We start from the raw sequence: 16,853 nt of genomic DNA, 5'->3' as shown, positions 1-16,853 counted from the left end.
CGCGTTGGGGACTTGTTCTGGTCCTACTGTGCGCCTCATTCTGAGGCGTCGTCCTCGTAGCTGCCGGTTGTTGGCTGGAGCGGAGCGGGTCAAGGGTCGGCGTAGCCGATCACGTAGTGACGCCGGAGGCGCCCTTGACGCGTGGAGCGGAGGCCAAAGGATGGCCGCTATGAGGGGGACGCCAGCCCGGGTGACCTTTGCAGGCTTGGACGAGTCGAGCGTCGGCGGATGTGCCCGCCGGCCGACAGGGCCCGGAACGGCCGCCAGGCCGCACGCCCGGCCCGGAGGCCGGGCGGGCACGGCGCGCGCAGCGCGCCGCTTGACACTCAATAGCTCAATCCAGCAGCGCACTCAGTGCTTGGCGCGGGGATGACGCTCGAACAGGAACCGTATGCCGACTAGCTTGCTGCTCCAAGGCCGGGTGCCACCCGCGTCACGATGCCGGACGTTGTGCCTTCAGGAAGTCGCTCACGACGGCATTGGCGTCCTCCGTTGACTCGGCTTGTGCCATCTGCCGCGTCCATGAGGCTTTAAAGGTCGCTATAGCCGTCCGTCGTAGGTGTAGTCGCAAGGCCAGTACCCGCTTTGCTCGCCGCGCCGCCGTGGGAGTGCCAGCCTTCATGGCGAAGAAGTCAATCATGTGAAACGCTGCTTCGTAACCTGCCCAGAGGGCCATCGAGTAGGCCAATGGCAATGCGACGACGGTGAGCCACATGGGCAGTACGAATGCTTCAGCAAGTGCGGTCGCGTCAAGCTCGCGCCATCCATTTATGAGATTCCATGTGGCATAGATAAACAGGCTGATACCGATAGCGCCAAGCAGGACGTTTACGAGTCGAGCCACCGGATTATGCTCGGGATGCTGGGCTGCGTAGGCGCCTATGACACCAAGGAGAACGAGGAAGGGAGTTAGTGCGAGTTCGGCCGGCAATGGCAACACAAATAGGTTGGTGATGAACTGAATGAGCACCGCCAGCTCGAAACTGGCCAGGAGCGCATTCCGCAGATAGTGCTTCTTGCTGGAGCTAATGATGCCGAATGTCAGAACCATGCCTGGCCCGATTGCCCAAATGACCGTGTCTTTGATAAGTGCCGGTTCCCAGACGTTTGCCCACGCAGCTAGGCTGACCACAGTTGCCAGGTATCCGAAGTAGAGCATCGCGGTAATGACGAGCCGTCGCGCAAGCATGGCGCGCAGGACTTTTGCCAAGCTCTCCCGGGGTTTGGGCTTGAGCAACACGAAACCCAGGGCGACAGCGCCCCAGATCACCAGAGCCCATTCGCGGTTGTTCAGCATCGAGAAGCGCCCTCTCGTGGTGCCTGCGGGACCATCAGATCCCGCCGCGTACCGTACCCGTTCGCCCGGACACAGTTGGGCTTAGCGGCGGAAGGGGCATCTCAACGACTAGGCCCGACGCCAAGAATGGCGACGTCAGCGGATGAGCGGCCTTCATTGAGTTGAGTCGCAACGACGTATGTAGGGCATGCTGGCGTTGTGACGCATCAGTGGGACACCGGTCGCTCCGCAGAGGTCGGCGCACTCCTCGACGAGGTACGTGATCATCGAGACGTGGCGCAGGTTGTGCAGGCCATGCGGGCGGATCTTCACGCCCATCCCGCGGAGTGGGAGAACCACACACTTGAGCGCTATCTCGACGCACTCGCGGCCATCATCGACAGCGTCGACAACCAGCTACGCAACCGCGGCGAAGATCAGCCGCCGCAGCTCGATTGGGCGCTCCTGGCGCGCTTGCTTGTCGGGGCGACTGGCTACGAGTGAACGTACCTCGGCGGGTAGCTGAGGTCATTCCTGCCGGGGTGGCACGGGGAGCCGGTACGACAGAACATAGCGGTCGGAGGAGACGACGATGTCGGCGGTCTCGATGGGCCGGCTCTTGGCGTAGTAGGTGCGTTCGATCGCGAGGATGGGCACGCCGACCGGGACCTTGAGGGTCTCGGCCTCGTAGGGGCGTGCTGATCGGCCGGTGACGTCTTCGACGACGTGGGTGATGTGGATGCCGATGGCGTCCATACGAGGCACGACGCCGGTGACGGGGCCGCCTTCGGGCTGCTCAACAGGTGTGCCCTCGGTGATGGCGAGCGGCTCGAACGAGGTGGAGAGCATCGCGGGCTCGCCGTCAGCGAAGAACCGGTAGCTGGTGCGCATCACTGGGTCGCCGGCCGCGATGCCGAGCCGGTCAGCGATGGTCTTCGAGGCGGTTGTGCGGCGCGTCTGGTACTCCCACTCCGGCACCTGGCCGGACGCTCGGGCTGACGCCGCGAACGGCGATCCTTCGGGACGCTCGCTGTAGAGGTCGCCGACGACGCGGGTGCGCTGGGGGCGCTGCGCGCGGACGAAGCTGCCGCGCCCCTGCTGCTTGACCACGAGTCCTTCGGACCGGAGGACTTCGACAGCGTTGCGCACGACGATGCGTGAGACGCCGTAGTCGGCCATGAGGTCGGTCTCGCTGGGCAACCGGTCCTCGGCCTGCAACGTGCCGTCGAGGATCTGGCTGCGGATGTCGTCAGCGATCTGCAGGTAGGCAGGGCGACCCCTGAAGTCCGCCACAGGCCCTCCCCTCTACTCGACAGAACAAGTCTTCCACCTGGGCGGTCACCCGCGTAACTGAGGCGGTCAGCCTGGCGTGTCGGATTCCACGTTGTCCAGTCGTGCTACTTGTTAGAACGTGCTGAGTGCCGGATGGAGTCATCCCCTATCCCCGGAGGTCACGATGACGACCCAGACACTCGCCTCAGCCACGGCGGCGACGCTCCGCCCGCTGCGGCTGAACTTCGCCCAGGTCTGCATCTGGTGCGGCTACCGGTGGTGCGCGTCGCCGCGCTGCGTCGGCCTGCACGAGAGGTCGGTGTGGATCGTATGCGTCGACTGCGACGGCTTCGGCGTGCTCGGTCCGCTGGACGCGTGCCACTGCGTGCACGGCCTGATGGAGGCCACGCCCGCCGTCGATCCCGCCGAGCTGCGCCGCCCCCTGCCCGTGTACCGGCCGGAGGACGACGAGCCCGAGTTCATGGTCACGCCGCGACCGGCAGGGCGGCCGTGATGGTGCTCGGCCCGGCCCTGTCCGACGAGCTGGTCCGCGGTGCCGCCGTACTCGTCGGCGCCTGCGTGCGACCGATCCTGTCGCGGGTGACCGACACGACGACCGGTGAGGTGCGGACCGTGACGATCGCGTGCGGCGCGACCCGCGAGGCGGTCTGCCCCTCGTGCGCGGAACGGGCTCGCCGTCTGAGGATGCAGCAGTGCCGCGAGGGCTGGCACCTCGACACCGAACCCGAGCTCGCCGACCCCGACGCCACAGAGGGCGACGACGAGACTCCCACGGCCGACGACGAGGACGACGCGACCGAACGGCGCGTGCGGTCCACCCGGCGACGTGAGGACGTGCCTGACTTGCCTCGGCTGCCGGTCTCGGATCACACCGTCGGACGGACCTTCGAGGCCCCGGACGGCAAGACCTACCGGCCGTCGATGTTCCTCACGCTGACGATGCCGTCCTACGGGCGCGTGACCGACGAGGGCGTCCCGGTCGACCCGGACCGGTACGACTACCGGCGTGCCGCCCTGGACGCGATGCACTTCCCGAAGCTCGTTGACCGGTTCTGGCAGAACCTTCGCCGCGCCACCGGCTACAACGTGCAGTACTTCGCCGCCGTCGAACCGCAACGGCGTCTCGCACCGCACCTGCACGCCGCCATTCGTGGTGCGGTTCCGCGCAAGCTCATCAAGCAGGTCACGGCGGCCACGTACCACCAGGTCTGGTGGCCCGGCATCGACCACGTCCACCACTACCGCGACGGCCGGCCGGCGTGGGACGACGAACAGGGCGGCTACGTCGACGACGGCGGCTGGATGCTGCCGACCTGGGACGAGGCGATGGACTACGTCGACAACGGCGACGGTCTCGACTTCGGCGAGGAACCGCAGCCGGTGCACGTGCTGCGCTTCGGCGTCCAGGTCGACCTGCAAGGCATTCTCGCCGGGACGCCGGCCGCTGACCGCCGCGTCGGCTACCTGACGAAGTACCTGACCAAGTCCATCTCCGAACCGCTCGACATCGACGATCCGAACCGCATCTCGGCCGCTCGCCGCGCCCACATCGACCGGCTCGCCGAGGAAGTCCGCTGGCTCCCGTGCTCGCCCACATGCGCGAACTGGCTGCGCTACGGCACCCAGCCGAAGAACGCCAGACCGGGCATGGAACCCGGCCGCTGCCCGTCCAAGGCCCACGACCGCGACCACCTCGGGCTCGGCGGCCGCCGCGTCCTCGTCTCCCGCAAGTGGACCGGCAAGACGCTGACCGAGCACCGCGCCGACCGGGCCGCCGTCGTCCGGGCCGTCCTCGCCGAAGCCGGGATCGAGATGGACGACCACGACCAGCTCTCGGCCACCGCCACCGCACCGGACGGCAAACCCCGCTACGTCTGGACGCCGGTCCGTCCCGGCGACCCCGACGCGCCCTCGTACGTGTGGGCGGTCGCGAAGTCGATCGAACAACGCCGCCGCTGGCGCGAGCAGTACGACGCCGCCAAACAGGCCACCGGACCGCCGTCCGGTGATGTTTCGGCAACCGACCCGTCCTCCCCGGAAGGAACCCCGCCATGCCCGACAACGTGATCCGTCTCGACGCCCATCGGCCGCCAGGACAACGGCCCCGCGTCGACGCTCTGGTCTACTCCGTCGCCGAGGTCGCCGAGCTGCTCAACCTCGCCCTCGGCGGCACCTACGCCCTCGTACGATCAGGCGACATCCCCGCACGCAAGCTCGGCGGCCGCTGGGTCATCCCCAAACAGGCGTTCCACGACTGGCTCGAGAACGTCACCATCGAGCCCGACCCGGAGCCCGGACCGCTGCTCCCCGGCCAGGACGGGCTGTTCTGATGGGCTTCGTGCGCAAGACGACGGCCGGGACCTACCGCGCCTCATGGCGTGATCCGTCCGGAGCGCAGCGGTCGAAGTCGTTCCCGACCAAGCGTGAGGCGTCCCGATTTCTCGCCGAGGTCGAGTCGGCCAAGAACCACGGGCTCTACGTGGATCCTCGTGCCGGGCGCGTCCGTCTGAGCGACTATGCGGCGACGTGGGTCGCTGGGCGGGCGAGTGCGACGACGACCACCGTGCGGACCGACTCGGTGCTCCGGACCCACGTGTTGCCCCGCTGGGGGTCGGTGCCGCTGGACAAGATCGACCACTCGTCGGTCCAGCGCTGGGTGTCAGAGCTGAACGCCACCCGCTCACCGGCCACCGTGCGGAAGTGCTTCCACGTCCTGGCGGGCATCATGCGCCTTGCCGTCCGCGACCGGCTGCTGGCCTTCAACCCGTGCGAGGGCGTCCAGCTCCCGGCGATCCGTCGTTCGGACACCGACGAGCGCACGATCAGCCGCGAGGTGTTCCTGAGCCAACTCCTGCCCGCCATCTCCGAGCGTCACCGCGCCCTGGTGGCACTGGCCGGCGGAACCGGGCTGCGGTGGGGCGAGTGCGCCGGCCTCCGCTGGGATGCCGTCGACCTGGACGCCGAGGAGGTCCACGTCGTGCGAGTCGCGGTCGAGGTCGCCGGGGCCGTCACGACGAAGCCGTTCCCGAAGTCGCGTGCCGGTCGCCGCGTCGTACCGCTGCCGCCGTTCGTCGCGACCGCTCTGCGCGAGCACCGTCGCACTTACGGACAGGGCGACGCGGGCGAGGTGTTCACGAACCAGGTCGGGGGACCGGTCCGCCGCACGCTGTTCCGGGTCCGGGTGTGGCGTCCAGCGCTCGTCCGGGCCGGACTGCTGGGCAAGGTGGTCCAGGAGGCCGAGAGCGTCTACCGGGGCGTCTGGCAGGACGACGCCGGCCGCGAGGTGACGGAAACCTTCGAGACCGAGGCCGCCGCCGTCAAGGAGGTCTCCCGCCGAGCCTCCGGTGGGCTGCGGTTCCACGACCTGCGCCACTCTTACGCGACCTGGCTGGTCTCCGACGGCGTGCCCGTCAACGACGTCCAGCGCGTCATGGGACACGAGCAGGCGACGACGACGCTCAACCTCTACACGCACGACTCGGGAAGCGCTCGCACCAGAGTGAGGGGACTGTTCGATGCCTTTTCGCTGCCTCGGCCCGCTGACGAGACCGGCCCCGGACATGAAAACAGCTCAGAGGATGACCTCTGAGCTGCGGTGTTGCTGGGCGGTCCTGACGGGACTTGAACCCGCGACCTCCGCCTTGACAGGGCGGCGAGCACTCCTAGCTGCTCCACAGGACCTTGCATTGGTGTTGCGCTTCTAGCACCCTGCCGGAGCAGGGGTACCGCATCCCCAACGGGATTCGAACCCGCGTTGCCGCCTTGAAAGGGCGGAGTCCTAGGCCGCTAGACGATGGGGACCAGACCACTGGACGACATGGCCCATGGCTCGTCGCCGTCGGGGACGAGTGAAAGCATAGGGTGACGCGGTTCAGTTCTCCAAATCGGGAGCTGGGGAGGGGTCTTCGTCCCCTTGGGCCGACCCTTCGTCCTCGTCGGCGCGGTGCCGGTCGATCTCCGCGCTGGTGCGTCCGAGGCCTCCGAGGGTGAGGTCGTCCCAGGCCACCAGACGCCGCGATTCGGGGTCGAAGTAGAGCACGGACAGGTTCACCGCGGTGGGCTCTTCGTCGCGGAGCCCGCGCAGCCCGGCGCCGCCGGTGGAGCCCTGGACCATCACTCGGGTGCCTTCGTCGAGCGTGTAGGTGTCGCGCTTGTGGGCGTGCCCGGAGAGCACGAGCGGGGCGATGCCGTCGAACAGCTCGGCATGGCTGGGGTCGTGGAAGGCGATGACGTCCGGCGGCGGGTCGAACTCGGCCACCTCCTCGGCGAACTCCTCGGTCCCGATGCGGATGGCGTCGCCGGGCACGCCCCGCGTGGACTTGTCCGCGGTGAAACGCGGGTCCGGCGCCCCGGCGATCCGCAGCCCGGCCACCTCGACCTCGTCGCCGTTCAGGACGATGGCGCCCGGCTGGGCGGCCACCGCGGCCGCGGTGGCGACCGAGTCGTGGTTGCCCTTGACGAACACGTACGGCCGGCCGAGCTCGCCGATCGGGCGCACGTACGCGCTCTCCACGGGGGTGCCCTGGTCGACGATGTCGCCGGTGTCGACGATGACGTCGACGTCGTACTGCTCGGCGACGGCGCCGATGACCTCCCATGCGGCCGGGTTGAGGTGCAGGTCGGAGACGTGCAGCACCCGGATGGTGTCGTCGTTGGGCTGGAAGGTGTCGAGGGAGAGCGTGGTGTCGTAGACCGCGGCCACGTTGGAGACGAACCCCGCCAGCTGGTCGGCGTAGGCGTCGAAGTTGGTGGCGATGTCCTCGGCGTTGCCGATGAGCTGCGGCGCCGCGGCCAGCGGCCCGGTGTAGGCCGGCTCGCCGACGGATTCGGGATCGTAGCTCAGCGCCGCGAGCCCGTACGTGCCGACGACGGCGACGGCGGCCACCGCGGCGCCCAGGAGCGCCCGGCGAACCGACCGCAGCACCAGCCCGGCGGCCAGCGCGGCGCCGATGACGGCGGCCAGCGCGGCCCGCACCGCGGCATCGACCAGGACGTCCTGGATGCCGCTGGTGATCTGCTCGTCCAGGGTGCTCAGCGAGTACGGGTCCTGCACGATCCCGTTCAGGCCCTCGATGTCGACCTGCCGGACGGAGATGTCGAGCGTCACCGGCGCGTGGTGAGTGTCGAGGACGACGGCGCCCACCGGGTCGAGGTGAATGATCGACTCACCGGAGAGTGTCGGCTTGAAGGCGACGTCGATGGCCAACGGCCCGGCGTAGGCCTGCGTCGTACCGGCGACGGCGAGCGCCACCCACGCGCCGGCGAGGGCCAGCACCACCGGGGACAGGACGGAGACCGTACGCCGCAACCACGACGGCCAGGCGGTGGGACGCATCCGCTGCCGCCACCTGGATCGCCACGCCGTGTCGCCGGGTTGGCCGGTCTGCGTCGTCACCTGCACACCCCGTTGGTAACACATCTGGCCCCCGCATACCCGCGGACGGGCTCCGGCACGTGACACTGGTGGCGTGCTGGAGCTGACAGAGGCGGAGTTCGAAGAGCTGGTGTCCGAGGCGATCGACGAGATCCCGCCGGAGCTGGGGGCGATGATGAACAACGTCGTCATCCTGGTCGAGGACGAGGCCCCCGACGACAGCCCAGAGCTGCTCGGCCTGTACGAGGGAACACCGCTGACGGAGCGCGGCGAGTGGTACACCGGCGTGCTGCCGGACACCATCCGGCTGTTCCGGCTGCCGATCCTGCGGATCTGTGACACGCCGGAAGACGCGGTCGAGGAAGTTCTGGTGACGGTGGTGCACGAGGTGGCTCACCACTTCGGCATCGACGACGACCGGCTACACGAACTCGGGTGGGCGTGACGCCGCGCGGGAGCACACGGAGCACGACGAAAGAGAAGTGCGGGCGCCGGGCCGGGAACGCCTCTCGGCGCAACGGCCGCTCGTAGCGGCTATAAGTGGGACCCGGGGTTACCGCGGCCCGCCGCCCAGCGAGAGCCCCGAAAGGCTGTCGCCAGTACCTGAAACTACCTGATCTCCCCGTGTGTTCCCACCCGGACGGCGTGGGAAGGATCACCTTGACAGCACCTGAGGCTCGCCCGGGCGCCAACGCTGCGGGCCGCTAGTGCAGCTCGTGGCGGCGCCACAGGGCGGCCGCATGCTCCAGTTCCTCGGCCATGCGCAGGTTGCCGCGGGCCAGCCGGGTCTGCCGCTGCCCTTCGTCGTCGGCGACGTCGTCGGCGGTGTGCGCCCGGCCCGCGGCGACCACCCGGCAGAACGCCGACGCCCGCTCCAGCGCCACGGCGAAGTCACCGGTGAACGCGCTGGTCAGAATGGCGTCGCCGAGCGCGGCCACCTCGGCCGGACCGGGTGGGTGCGCCACCCCGGCCACCGCGGTGGACACTTCTGCCACCCGCTCGCCGGCGGCGAACACCCTGGCCGCCTCGGCCCCGTTGCGGTGCACCCAGCTGCGCAGCAGGTACAGCGACCACAGGGTGCCCGGCAGGGTGTCCGGCCCGGAGGTCCGCCACAGCTCGGCCATCTCGTCCAGGCCGATGCGGTCGGCGAGGTCGAGCAGGCGGCGGGTGGTGCCGGGCCTGGAGTCGTCGTGGCGGGCGGCCTGGAGCACGGCGGCGGCGGTGGCGTGCGCAACGGCGGTGCGGTCGGCCGGGTCCGGGTCGCCGGGCAGCTCGGGCAGCTCGGCGCGCAGCTGGGGGCGCCGGTGGGGCGCGGATCTGCCGTCGGTCACCCCACTATTGTCCCCCGGTCGCCGGCGAAATCCCGCATCCGCCTCCCGGCGTCACAGGTCGACGGCCTCACCAGGCGCGAGAACCCGCAACTCCGTCTTGTCCGGCCCGAGCCGGTCGAACAGGCCGTAGTGCATGGCCGGATTCGCGAGCACCGCCTCGTGGATGGGGACGGCGACGTGCGGGGTGACCGCGCGCAATTAGTCGACGGCTTCGGCGGCCTTGAGCCAGGGCGCGCCCGTGGGCAGGCCGAGGATCTCGACGTCGACGTCGGGGATGGTGAAGGAGTCACCTGGGTGGAAGAAGCGGCCACCGACCAGGTAGCCGACGTTCGGGACGACCGGTACCTCGGGGTGGATGACGGCGTGGTGCCCACCGAGGACGTCCACCGTCGTCCCGAGAGCGAGGTGGTCGCCTGGCTGCACCACCGCCGCGGCGATGCCGGCCTCGGCCAGGACGGCCGCCGTACCGGCGTCGGCGTGCAGCGCCGCATCCGGATTGGCGTCGAGCAACGGCCGCAGCCGGTCGATGTCGAGGTGATCCGCGTGCTGGTGGGTGACGAGCACCGCGGTCAACTCCGTGAGCTGCTCGAACCCGTGCGAGTACGCGCCCGGGTCGATGAGGACACGGGAGCCGCCGTCCTCGACGAGGACGCAGGAGTGCTCGAACTTCGTCAGCCTCATACATCGAGGCTACGCGTACCCCTAGCGTCCGCCGCCCGGCCGCCAGAGGACGTCCCCGGCGTTGCGGTTGGCGTAGCGCGCCAGCACGAACAGCAGGTCGGAGAGCCGGTTGAGGTAGGTGGCGGTCAGCGGGTTGACGCCGCCGTCGTCGCTGGAGCCGTACGCCTCCAGCGCCGACCAGGCCGACCGCTCGGCGCGGCGCACCGTCGTCGTCGCCACGTGCAACTGTGCCGCGGCGACGGTGCCGCCGGGCAGGATGAAGGAGGTCAGGTTGGCCAGTTCGGCGTTGTAACGGTCGCAGTCGGACTCCAGCTCGGCGATCCATTCAGGCTGGACTCGCAACGGTGGGTGTTTGTACTCGGACTCCGGCTTGAGCGGCAGGCAGAGGTCTGCACCGACGTCGAACAGGTCGTTCTGGACGCGTTCGAGCACGCCGAGCACGTCCGGCCCCAGGTCGCCGCCGCCCGTTCCGGCACGTTCGGCCGCTACGACCACGCCGATGACGGCGTTGGCTTCGTTGGCGTCGGCGTAGGCGATCAACCGCGGATCGGTCTTGCGGGTACGACTGAAGTCGCCCAGCCCGGTGGTGCCGTCGTCGCCCGTACGGGTGTAGATCTTCGTCAACCTGACCATGACACCCACACTACGGAGCGGGAACGTGGGATTCTCGGGCCGTGTCGTCCACGTTGCTGCCGGTGGGCCCGGCGCTCGGGATCGCGATGGTGGTGCTGGTGGCCGTCGCGATCGTGGCGAGCGTCGTCGGCGGGTTGGGACATGCGCGGGCGATGGCCACGGCCGCCCTGCGCGCCGTCGGTCAGCTCGCCGCCGTCGCCCTGGTGCTCACCGCCGTCGTCGAATTGGAGCCGCTCACCGTCGCGTTCCTGGCCGTGATGCTGACGACGGCGACGGTGACCGCCGGGCGCCGGATGACCCGGGACCGCTCGTGGCGGTGGGCGGTGCTGCCAATCGCGGCCGGCGCGGCACCGGTCGTCGCCGGACTACTGGCCACGGGCGTGCTGCCGGCCGATCCGCTGGCGGTTATCCCGGTCTCCGGCATCCTGGTGGGCGGCGCCATGACGGCGACGGCGCTGGCCGGCCGGCGCGCCCTGGACGAGCTCGCGGCCCGACGTGGCGAGGTCGAGGCCGCGCTCTCGGTCGGCCTGCTCCCCCGCGAAGCCGCCCTGGAGATCGCCCGGCCGCAGGCCACGACGGCCCTGATCCCAGTGCTCGACCAGACCCGCACCGTCGGGCTGGTCACCCTCCCCGGTGCGTTCGTGGGCATGCTCATCGGTGGAGCCAGCCCGGTCCAGGCCGGCGCGGTCCAGCTGTTCGTCCTGGTGGCGCTGGTCGCCGTGGAAGCGCTGGCGGTGGCCGTCACGATCGAGCTGGTCGGGCGCGGCGTGCTCGTGCGGCCATGACCCGTCCGTTCACGCGGGTCAGCGCCGGGACGACGAGGTAGACGGCGACCGGCACCACGATGAGCGTCAGCACCAACGTGCTGAGGGCGATCGGCAGGTCGCTGATCAGCGGACGCAGCAGCAACTGCCCCAACGTCACCAGCGGGTAGATGGACAGCCAGATGATCAGGGCACGGCGGTGGACGGACGGCGGTGGCACGGACGGCGCGGGTGCGGCCGCCGAGGGAGTGGCCGACGGAGACGTCGACGAGGTTTCCAACTGCATAGTTGGAGTTTTACTCGCCGCAGCCGAAAAAGCAACTATCTGGTTGGAGATTGCTACCGTAGGCCCATGCCCTGGGACACCGAGGCCACCCGCCGCCGCCTGCTCGACGCCGCCGTCGAGGAGTTCGCCGAGCACGGCCCGGCGGGCGCCCGGGTCGACCGGATCGCTCGCTCCGCTGAAGTGAACAAGGAACGCATCTACCAATATTTCGGCGACAAGGACGGGTTGTACCGCGCGGTGCTCGAGCAGGAACTCCAGCGACTGGCGGCAGCCGTTCCGCTCACCCCGGATCAGGCCGGCGACCTCGGCGAATACGCAGGCCGCCTGTTCGACCACCACACGGACCATCCACACTTCCTGCGGCTGCTGCACTGGGAAGGGCTGGCCACCGGCGGCGAAGCGGTCGCGGCGGCCAAGCGCACGGCACTGCAGAACGAGAAGGTCGCGGCCATCGCCGACGCCCAGAAGCGCGGCCTGGTGACCCGGGCCGTCTCCGCCGGGCAGCTGCTCTACGGCATCATGGCCCTGGTCGACTGGTGGTTCGTCGCACCGCACGTGGTCCGCATGACCGTCGGCGCCGACGGCCTCGGGCGTACGGCGCAACGTGCCGCCGTCGTCGAACTGGCCAGGCGCATGAGCGCACCCTGAACCGTCAAACGCCCAGCCCGTGACACATGCCAACGGCAGCCTGGACGTTGTGCTAACGGTAGCTTAGGAGCTGTGCGAACGGTAGCGTTCCCCTCGCCATCGAAGGACCCAAGGGCGTGGGTAAAACCGCCACCGCGCTTCGGCGGGCTGACATCGCCATCGAGCTGGACGTCGCGGAGCAGCGTCAGCTTCTCGAAGCCGACCCGAACTGGCTGAGCCGCTGGTCCGGCACCATCCTCCTGGACGAGAGGCAACGCCATCCCGGCGTCTGGGACGCCGTACGCCGTAACGTCGACCGGGGCCGGCGGTCCGGGACGATTCATCCTGACCGGCAGCGCGGCGCCCGTCGACGCGTCGGTTCATTCCGGGGCCGGACGGATCGTCCAGCTCCGCAGGCGACCGATGAGCCTGGTCGAGCGCGACCTCGATGTCCCAGCGATCAGCTTGCGCGACCTCCTCAACGGCCAGTGGGATCCGATCGAGGGTGAGACGTCGGTGGACCTGCCGGTTTACGTCGACGAGATCGTGAACTCGGGGTTTCCGCCATCCGCCGCCTGCTGCCTCAAGCCAGGCGCGCGCAGCTGGACGGGTACCTCGCCCGGGTGGTCGCGCGGGACTTCCGCGACCAGGGCCACCGAGTGCGCAAGCCTGGGACGTTGCGCTCGTGGCTGGAGGCATATGCGGCCGCCACATCGAGCATGACGTCGTACAACGCCATCCTGGACGCGGCCACGCCTGGTGAATCCGGCAAGCCGGCCAATACCACGACAATGACGTACCGGGACGTCCTCGCCCAGCTCTGGCTGCTCGACCCGATCCCTGGCTGGTCACCGGCCGACAATCCGCTCGGCCGGCTGGCACAGTCCCCCAAGCACCACCTCGCCGATCCAGCCCTCGCCGCCGACTGCTGAAGGTCGACTCCGACACTCTGCTGGGCGCGTCACACACCCGTGGCCCACGGCGTTCGAACCTGACCGGTCCCCTGTTCGAATCGCTGTCGGCATTGAGCCTTCGCGTCTATGCACAGGCTGCCGAGGCCAGCGTGTATCACCTGCGCGAACGCAACGGCAACCACGAGGTCGACTTCGTCGTGGTGGGCGACGACGGTCGCATCGTGGCCATCGAGGTCAAGCTCGCGCGCACCGTGGACGACGCCGACACCGTGCACCTCAGGTGGCTGGGCGACCGCGTCGGCGACGTCCTCGCCGATGCAGTCGTCATCACCACTGGGCGCTACGCCTATCGGCGCCCCGACGGCGTCGCCGTCGTGCCCGCGGCTCTCCTCGGGCCCTGACCCGAACCGTCACGAGCGGTCGAGGACCCGCAGCAGCAGGGCGTGCACGGCCGCCTGGTCGAGGGGCTCGTCGGCCAGCAGGATCCGGGTGCAGATGCCGTCAGCGACGGCGATCAGCACCTGGACGGTCTCCGGGTCGGTGGTGTGACCCGCGGCGGCCTCCGCCACCAGGTCCGACCAGTGCGTGGTGAGGGGCCGCAGCGCCGGACGCCGGGCCGCCATGAGGATCAGCTCCCGCTCGGCCAGGGCACGCGCCCGACCCGGGCCGCGCGCGTCGGCGAGGATCGCGGCGACGGCCTCCAGCGGCGGCGTGCCGTCCGCGACCAGCGACGTGTACTGCGCGCGGTACTGCCCGGCCGCGGACTCCAGTGCGGCGACCAGGAGGTCGTCGAGGGTGGCGAAGTGGTAGACCACCAGTGACGGGCGGACGCCGGCGCGGGCCGCGACGGTGCGGTGGGTCACGCCGGCGACGCCACGCTCCTCGATCTCGCGCAGCGTGCTCTCGATGATCTCGCCGCGCCGCTGGGCGCCGCGGGCGAGGCGGCCGTCGACGTGCGTCGTCATGGCCTCCAGCATGCCCGAATCCCGTTGATCATCAAGGGTTGACCCGATTATGGCAGGTCAACCCTTGATGATCATGGGGCGGGTCAGCCTTGATGGCGCCCTGGGTGATCCCGCTGACGAAGCTGCGCTGGAACGTCATCTACACGATGAGGCTGGCCGCTGCCAGCAGCGGGAACCCGCTGACCTGTGCACCCGGTGCGTGCAGCGCCGCCAGCACGATGCTGACGAATGGCAGCAGCACCGTCAGAGCCAGCACGATCAACACCAGGTACCGGGCGCTCACCCCGGCGCGTCCGAGCCTCATGGCGGAGTCGCCGGCGCACGAGCTCGCGTCGTTCGCCCGGCCGGTGGCCGCCGCGGCCCGGGCCGGCGACCCGATCGCACTGAGCATCTGGCACGAGGCCGGCCGCCAGCTGGGTGAGACCGCCATCGCCGCCGCCACCGGGCTGGAGCCGGTCTTCTCCTGGGGCGGCCGGCTGTTCGACGCCGCGGACCTGGTGCTCGAGCCGTTCCAGGAGACGATCCGGCGGCGGCTTCCCGAGGCCCGCTTCGTCGCACCGGACGGCGACTCTGCCGCCGGTGCGCTGGCGCTCGCGGTGGCGGCGGCCGCGGAGCCGATCCAGCCGCGGCCGCCCTACCTGCACGTCTTCGCCGATCAGCTGAAGGTGTAGCTGATCCGGCCGGCCAGCCCGTGCGGCACCCGCAGCATGTGCAGCCGACGCGACGCGTCCAGGAAGTAGGTGCGTGCGCCCGGTGTGACGGTGGCAGCGGCGGCCGCGCCCCACTCGATGGCCAGCGTGACGTCGCCGCGGGTGACTGTGATGCCGGTGGCGGTCGCCGCGGCGGCCGCGCCGTACGCGACGGCGTCACCGGTCGACCACCGGACGTCGTCGTCGGGCCGCAGCACCAGCGGGATCTGCTCGACCCCGTCCATCGTCGTGGTGATCTCGCGCACCACGCCGGTGTCCGTGAGCAACGCCGCACCCGTGACGTTGCCGCCGGCGGTGGTCCAGCGCAGGCCGAGGTCGCCGCGGACCTTCCGGACCGCGTCGGCCGGCACCGCCGCTCCGTCCGCGACCGGGCCGTCGAAGTACGACGGGGTGAGGTTCGACGCCCCGTCGGTGCCGCCGTTCGGCAGCACGGTCGCCCAGCACTCGGTGTTCGAGTTCTGGCCGCCGTGGACGAACGTGCCCGCCGCCGGGTGCCACAGCAGCCCGAAGCCCGCCCGCACCACTCCGTTGGGCCGGGTGCCGAGGAACGCCTGCAGGTAGTACGCCGGCCGCCGGACGAACAGGTAGTGCTGGTCCAGCGGGTCGGCGCGCAGCTCGGTGAACCGCTGGTGCCGCACCGCTGGCAGGCCGGCGATGGCGGCCTCGCGCTGCCGCCGGGTCGGGTACCCCTCGCCATACGGGATATTCGCGGGGATGCGCGGGTTGGTGTCGCCCGGTGCGAGCGGCGCCACCGGATCGGGCGACGCCGCCCAAGCCGCGCGCTGCGCCGCCCGGTCCTCACGCGCCGGGTAGAACACCCGCAGCTCCGGCACCGACCGGGAGAACACCGAGCCGAGGTCGCGTTGCTGGCGATCCGGCGTGACGGCGTCCAGGAAGTACATGGGGGTACGGGCGGCGCCGGAGGCGAACGAGACCAGCCCGGCACCGTCCGGCTCCGGCACCACGGTGTAGCCGAACCAGTCCGCGAGGCGGCGGACCATCGGCAGCAGCACCGGGCTGCCCAGCTCGGTGTGGATCTCGTGGATCTCCGTGAGGGTGACATTGAGGTTGTAGGCGATGTCCATGCCGCGCGGCTCGTACAGGAACCCGGCCGGGCTCTGGGCATATCTCGAGAAGTAGGCGATCCGGTCGTCCAGCAGCCGGCGCAGGCCGGGGTCCGGGTCGAGCGCCAGCGCCTTGGCAGCTCCGGCCAGCCCGGCCGCGGGCTGGTTGGCGAACTCGACCATGCCGTCCTGCCAGATTCCGGTGTTGGCCGGGTCGAGGAACCACACCATGGCACGGTGCAGGGACGCAGTGATCTCCACCCGCCGCCGCGGCAAGGCGTCCATGGACCGCAGGTGCGCCAGGGTCTTGCTCAGGTAACCCAACGCGAACGCCGTCGCCGCCCGGGACCGTTCGTCGACCGAGTACTCCGGCCACGAGCCGTCGTCGTGCTGCAGGCGCAGGTAGTAGCCGATGGCGGCGTCCAGCCGGGCCAGCAGCGCGGGGTCGCCGCGGTACGGGTTCCACGGCCGGTCGGCGGCGTGGAACCACGCCAGGGTGGCCACGTGCTCCATGATCCGCGCGTTGAACGGCTCGCTGGGCGTGCGCCACCAGCCGCCGGCCATGTAGCCGCGCACTTCGGTGTCGGAGTCGTCGATGTCGTTCACCATCGCCGCCAGCGTCACCAGGTACGCGGCAAGGCGCTGCTCGTCCGGCGCGAAGTCGCCGCGCCGCGGCACTCCGGCGGGTAGTGCGGCCACCCGTGGCAGCGGGCCACTCCCAGGGTCGGCTCCGGCGTCCCTGGCCCCGACGGCTCGGGCTCCGGCGCCGGTCCTTGCCGGCCCGGCCCAGGCCGAGCCCGCGGTGGTGCCCAGGGCGACGCCGGCGAGACCGCCGACGATCACCGTCCGCCGGCTGGGTCGAATGCCTCCGACAGTCATACGTGCCTCCTTATCCGCCGCACCGCGGCCTTCGAGGTGGGCTCGGTGAGCGGGCC

Annotated in this window: 20 protein-coding genes, 2 tRNA genes and 1 pseudogene; 11 read left to right on the top strand and 12 right to left on the bottom strand. The window is 70.2% G+C overall.

Annotated elements, in window-relative coordinates; genetic code table 11:
• Positions 1-433 precede the first annotated feature (433 nt).
• A complete protein-coding gene (locus JIAGA_RS0102725; protein WP_026874481.1) occupies positions 434-1,297 on the bottom strand; it encodes a hypothetical protein in 864 nt (287 codons plus the stop codon).
• A 198-nt stretch (positions 1,298-1,495) separates the two neighbouring features.
• On the opposite strand from JIAGA_RS0102725, the gene JIAGA_RS0102720 reads away from it, so the two are divergent.
• Positions 1,496-1,780, top strand: coding sequence for a DUF7660 family protein (locus JIAGA_RS0102720; RefSeq protein ID WP_026874480.1), 285 nt, complete (start codon positions 1,496-1,498; stop codon positions 1,778-1,780).
• Positions 1,781-1,804: 24 nt separating this feature from the next.
• On the opposite strand, the gene JIAGA_RS0102715 is transcribed toward JIAGA_RS0102720, so the two are convergent.
• On the bottom strand, positions 1,805-2,569 hold the full coding sequence (locus tag JIAGA_RS0102715) for a GntR family transcriptional regulator (protein WP_026874479.1): 765 nt from the start codon (positions 2,567-2,569) through the stop codon (positions 1,805-1,807).
• 163 nt (positions 2,570-2,732) lie between these two features.
• Between JIAGA_RS0102715 and JIAGA_RS0102710 the strand changes: the two genes are divergently transcribed.
• The 4 genes from JIAGA_RS0102710 to JIAGA_RS0102695 are packed head-to-tail and all read left to right on the top strand — an operon-like array spanning position 2,733 to position 6,158.
• On the top strand, positions 2,733-3,062 hold the full coding sequence (locus tag JIAGA_RS0102710; RefSeq protein ID WP_026874478.1) for a hypothetical protein: 330 nt from the start codon (positions 2,733-2,735) through the stop codon (positions 3,060-3,062).
• Positions 3,062-4,636, top strand: a complete 1,575-nt coding sequence (locus tag JIAGA_RS0102705) for a replication initiator (RefSeq protein WP_035811999.1) — start codon at positions 3,062-3,064, stop codon at positions 4,634-4,636. Before JIAGA_RS0102710 ends, JIAGA_RS0102705 begins: the two co-directional genes overlap by 1 nt.
• A complete protein-coding gene (locus tag JIAGA_RS27130; RefSeq protein ID WP_035811997.1) occupies positions 4,621-4,899 on the top strand; it encodes a helix-turn-helix domain-containing protein in 279 nt (92 codons plus the stop codon). The genes JIAGA_RS0102705 and JIAGA_RS27130 overlap by 16 nt, the downstream gene beginning before the upstream one ends.
• Positions 4,899-6,158, top strand: a complete 1,260-nt coding sequence (locus JIAGA_RS0102695; RefSeq protein ID WP_026874476.1) for a tyrosine-type recombinase/integrase — start codon at positions 4,899-4,901, stop codon at positions 6,156-6,158. Before JIAGA_RS27130 ends, JIAGA_RS0102695 begins: the two co-directional genes overlap by 1 nt.
• Positions 6,159-6,175: 17 nt before the next feature.
• Here JIAGA_RS0102695 and JIAGA_RS0102690 read toward each other — a convergent pair.
• The 3 genes from JIAGA_RS0102690 to JIAGA_RS27125 all read right to left on the bottom strand — a co-directional run bounded on the left by JIAGA_RS0102690 (position 6,176) and on the right by JIAGA_RS27125 (position 7,964).
• Positions 6,176-6,250: transfer RNA gene (locus JIAGA_RS0102690), tRNA-Asp, on the bottom strand.
• A 47-nt stretch (positions 6,251-6,297) separates the two neighbouring features.
• Positions 6,298-6,370 (bottom strand) — tRNA-Glu (locus JIAGA_RS0102685).
• Between the two features lie 70 nt (positions 6,371-6,440).
• On the bottom strand, positions 6,441-7,964 hold the full coding sequence (locus tag JIAGA_RS27125) for a metallophosphoesterase family protein (RefSeq protein WP_157552614.1): 1,524 nt from the start codon (positions 7,962-7,964) through the stop codon (positions 6,441-6,443).
• Between the two features lie 73 nt (positions 7,965-8,037).
• Here JIAGA_RS27125 and JIAGA_RS0102675 point away from each other — a divergent pair, with 73 nt between their 5' ends.
• Positions 8,038-8,388, top strand: coding sequence for a metallopeptidase family protein (locus JIAGA_RS0102675; RefSeq protein ID WP_026874475.1), 351 nt, complete (start codon positions 8,038-8,040; stop codon positions 8,386-8,388).
• 259 nt (positions 8,389-8,647) lie between these two features.
• Here JIAGA_RS0102675 and JIAGA_RS0102670 read toward each other — a convergent pair whose 3' ends face one another.
• From JIAGA_RS0102670 to JIAGA_RS0102660, 3 genes and pseudogenes are all read right to left on the bottom strand, one after another.
• On the bottom strand, positions 8,648-9,274 hold the full coding sequence (locus tag JIAGA_RS0102670; RefSeq protein WP_026874474.1) for a hypothetical protein: 627 nt from the start codon (positions 9,272-9,274) through the stop codon (positions 8,648-8,650).
• A 51-nt stretch (positions 9,275-9,325) separates the two neighbouring features.
• A pseudogene (locus JIAGA_RS27120) lies at positions 9,326-9,955 on the bottom strand (MBL fold metallo-hydrolase).
• Between the two features lie 21 nt (positions 9,956-9,976).
• The gene (locus JIAGA_RS0102660; RefSeq protein ID WP_026874473.1) at positions 9,977-10,588 is read right to left on the bottom strand and encodes a cob(I)yrinic acid a,c-diamide adenosyltransferase; all 612 of its coding nucleotides are present in this window, start codon (positions 10,586-10,588) and stop codon (positions 9,977-9,979) included.
• A gap of 86 nt (positions 10,589-10,674) precedes the next feature.
• On the opposite strand from JIAGA_RS0102660, the gene JIAGA_RS0102655 reads away from it, so the two are divergent.
• Positions 10,675-11,373 carry an ABC transporter permease gene (locus tag JIAGA_RS0102655; RefSeq protein WP_051426566.1) on the top strand — a complete coding sequence of 233 codons (699 nt, stop codon included), beginning with the start codon at positions 10,675-10,677 and terminating at the stop codon, positions 11,371-11,373.
• On the opposite strand, the gene JIAGA_RS27115 is transcribed toward JIAGA_RS0102655, so the two are convergent.
• Positions 11,330-11,638, bottom strand: coding sequence for a putative antibiotic biosynthesis monooxygenase (locus JIAGA_RS27115; RefSeq protein WP_051425600.1), 309 nt, complete (start codon positions 11,636-11,638; stop codon positions 11,330-11,332). The two genes, JIAGA_RS0102655 and JIAGA_RS27115, sit on opposite strands and share 44 nt — an antisense overlap.
• 66 nt (positions 11,639-11,704) lie before the next feature.
• On the opposite strand from JIAGA_RS27115, the gene JIAGA_RS0102645 reads away from it, so the two are divergent.
• The 3 genes from JIAGA_RS0102645 to JIAGA_RS35500 all read left to right on the top strand — a co-directional run bounded on the left by JIAGA_RS0102645 (position 11,705) and on the right by JIAGA_RS35500 (position 13,580).
• Complete coding sequence (locus tag JIAGA_RS0102645) at positions 11,705-12,286, top strand: TetR family transcriptional regulator (RefSeq protein ID WP_026874471.1); 582 nt, start codon at positions 11,705-11,707, stop codon at positions 12,284-12,286.
• A 602-nt stretch (positions 12,287-12,888) separates the two neighbouring features.
• Entirely contained in the window at positions 12,889-13,197 is a 309-nt protein-coding gene (locus tag JIAGA_RS35505) for a DUF4143 domain-containing protein (protein ID WP_245597103.1), read from the top strand.
• Positions 13,086-13,580: a DUF4143 domain-containing protein gene (locus tag JIAGA_RS35500; protein WP_342673684.1), complete on the top strand. Its 495-nt coding sequence runs from the start codon at positions 13,086-13,088 to the stop codon at positions 13,578-13,580. Before JIAGA_RS35505 ends, JIAGA_RS35500 begins: the two co-directional genes overlap by 112 nt.
• A gap of 9 nt (positions 13,581-13,589) precedes the next feature.
• Here the strand turns inward: JIAGA_RS35500 and JIAGA_RS0102625 are convergent, their stop codons facing one another.
• Together JIAGA_RS0102625 and JIAGA_RS34235 are read right to left on the bottom strand one after the other, a co-directional pair.
• Positions 13,590-14,144, bottom strand: coding sequence for a TetR/AcrR family transcriptional regulator (locus JIAGA_RS0102625; RefSeq protein WP_157552611.1), 555 nt, complete (start codon positions 14,142-14,144; stop codon positions 13,590-13,592).
• Between the two features lie 139 nt (positions 14,145-14,283).
• On the bottom strand, positions 14,284-14,448 hold the full coding sequence (locus JIAGA_RS34235; RefSeq protein ID WP_157552608.1) for a hypothetical protein: 165 nt from the start codon (positions 14,446-14,448) through the stop codon (positions 14,284-14,286).
• Here JIAGA_RS34235 and JIAGA_RS0102615 point away from each other — a divergent pair.
• A complete protein-coding gene (locus tag JIAGA_RS0102615; protein ID WP_026874467.1) occupies positions 14,447-14,815 on the top strand; it encodes a hypothetical protein in 369 nt (122 codons plus the stop codon). The genes JIAGA_RS34235 and JIAGA_RS0102615 overlap by 2 nt on opposite strands.
• Here the strand turns inward: JIAGA_RS0102615 and JIAGA_RS0102610 are convergent.
• Entirely contained in the window at positions 14,800-16,797 is a 1,998-nt protein-coding gene (locus JIAGA_RS0102610; protein ID WP_157552605.1) for a hypothetical protein, read from the bottom strand. The genes JIAGA_RS0102615 and JIAGA_RS0102610 overlap by 16 nt on opposite strands.
• Positions 16,798-16,853: the final 56 nt, after the last annotated feature.

Source organism: Jiangella gansuensis DSM 44835 (assembly GCF_000515395.1).
Lineage (GTDB): Bacteria > Actinomycetota > Actinomycetes > Jiangellales > Jiangellaceae > Jiangella > Jiangella gansuensis.
The sequence above is the reverse complement of the archived record's forward strand: the minus strand, read 5'-3'. Positions and strand labels throughout refer to the sequence as shown.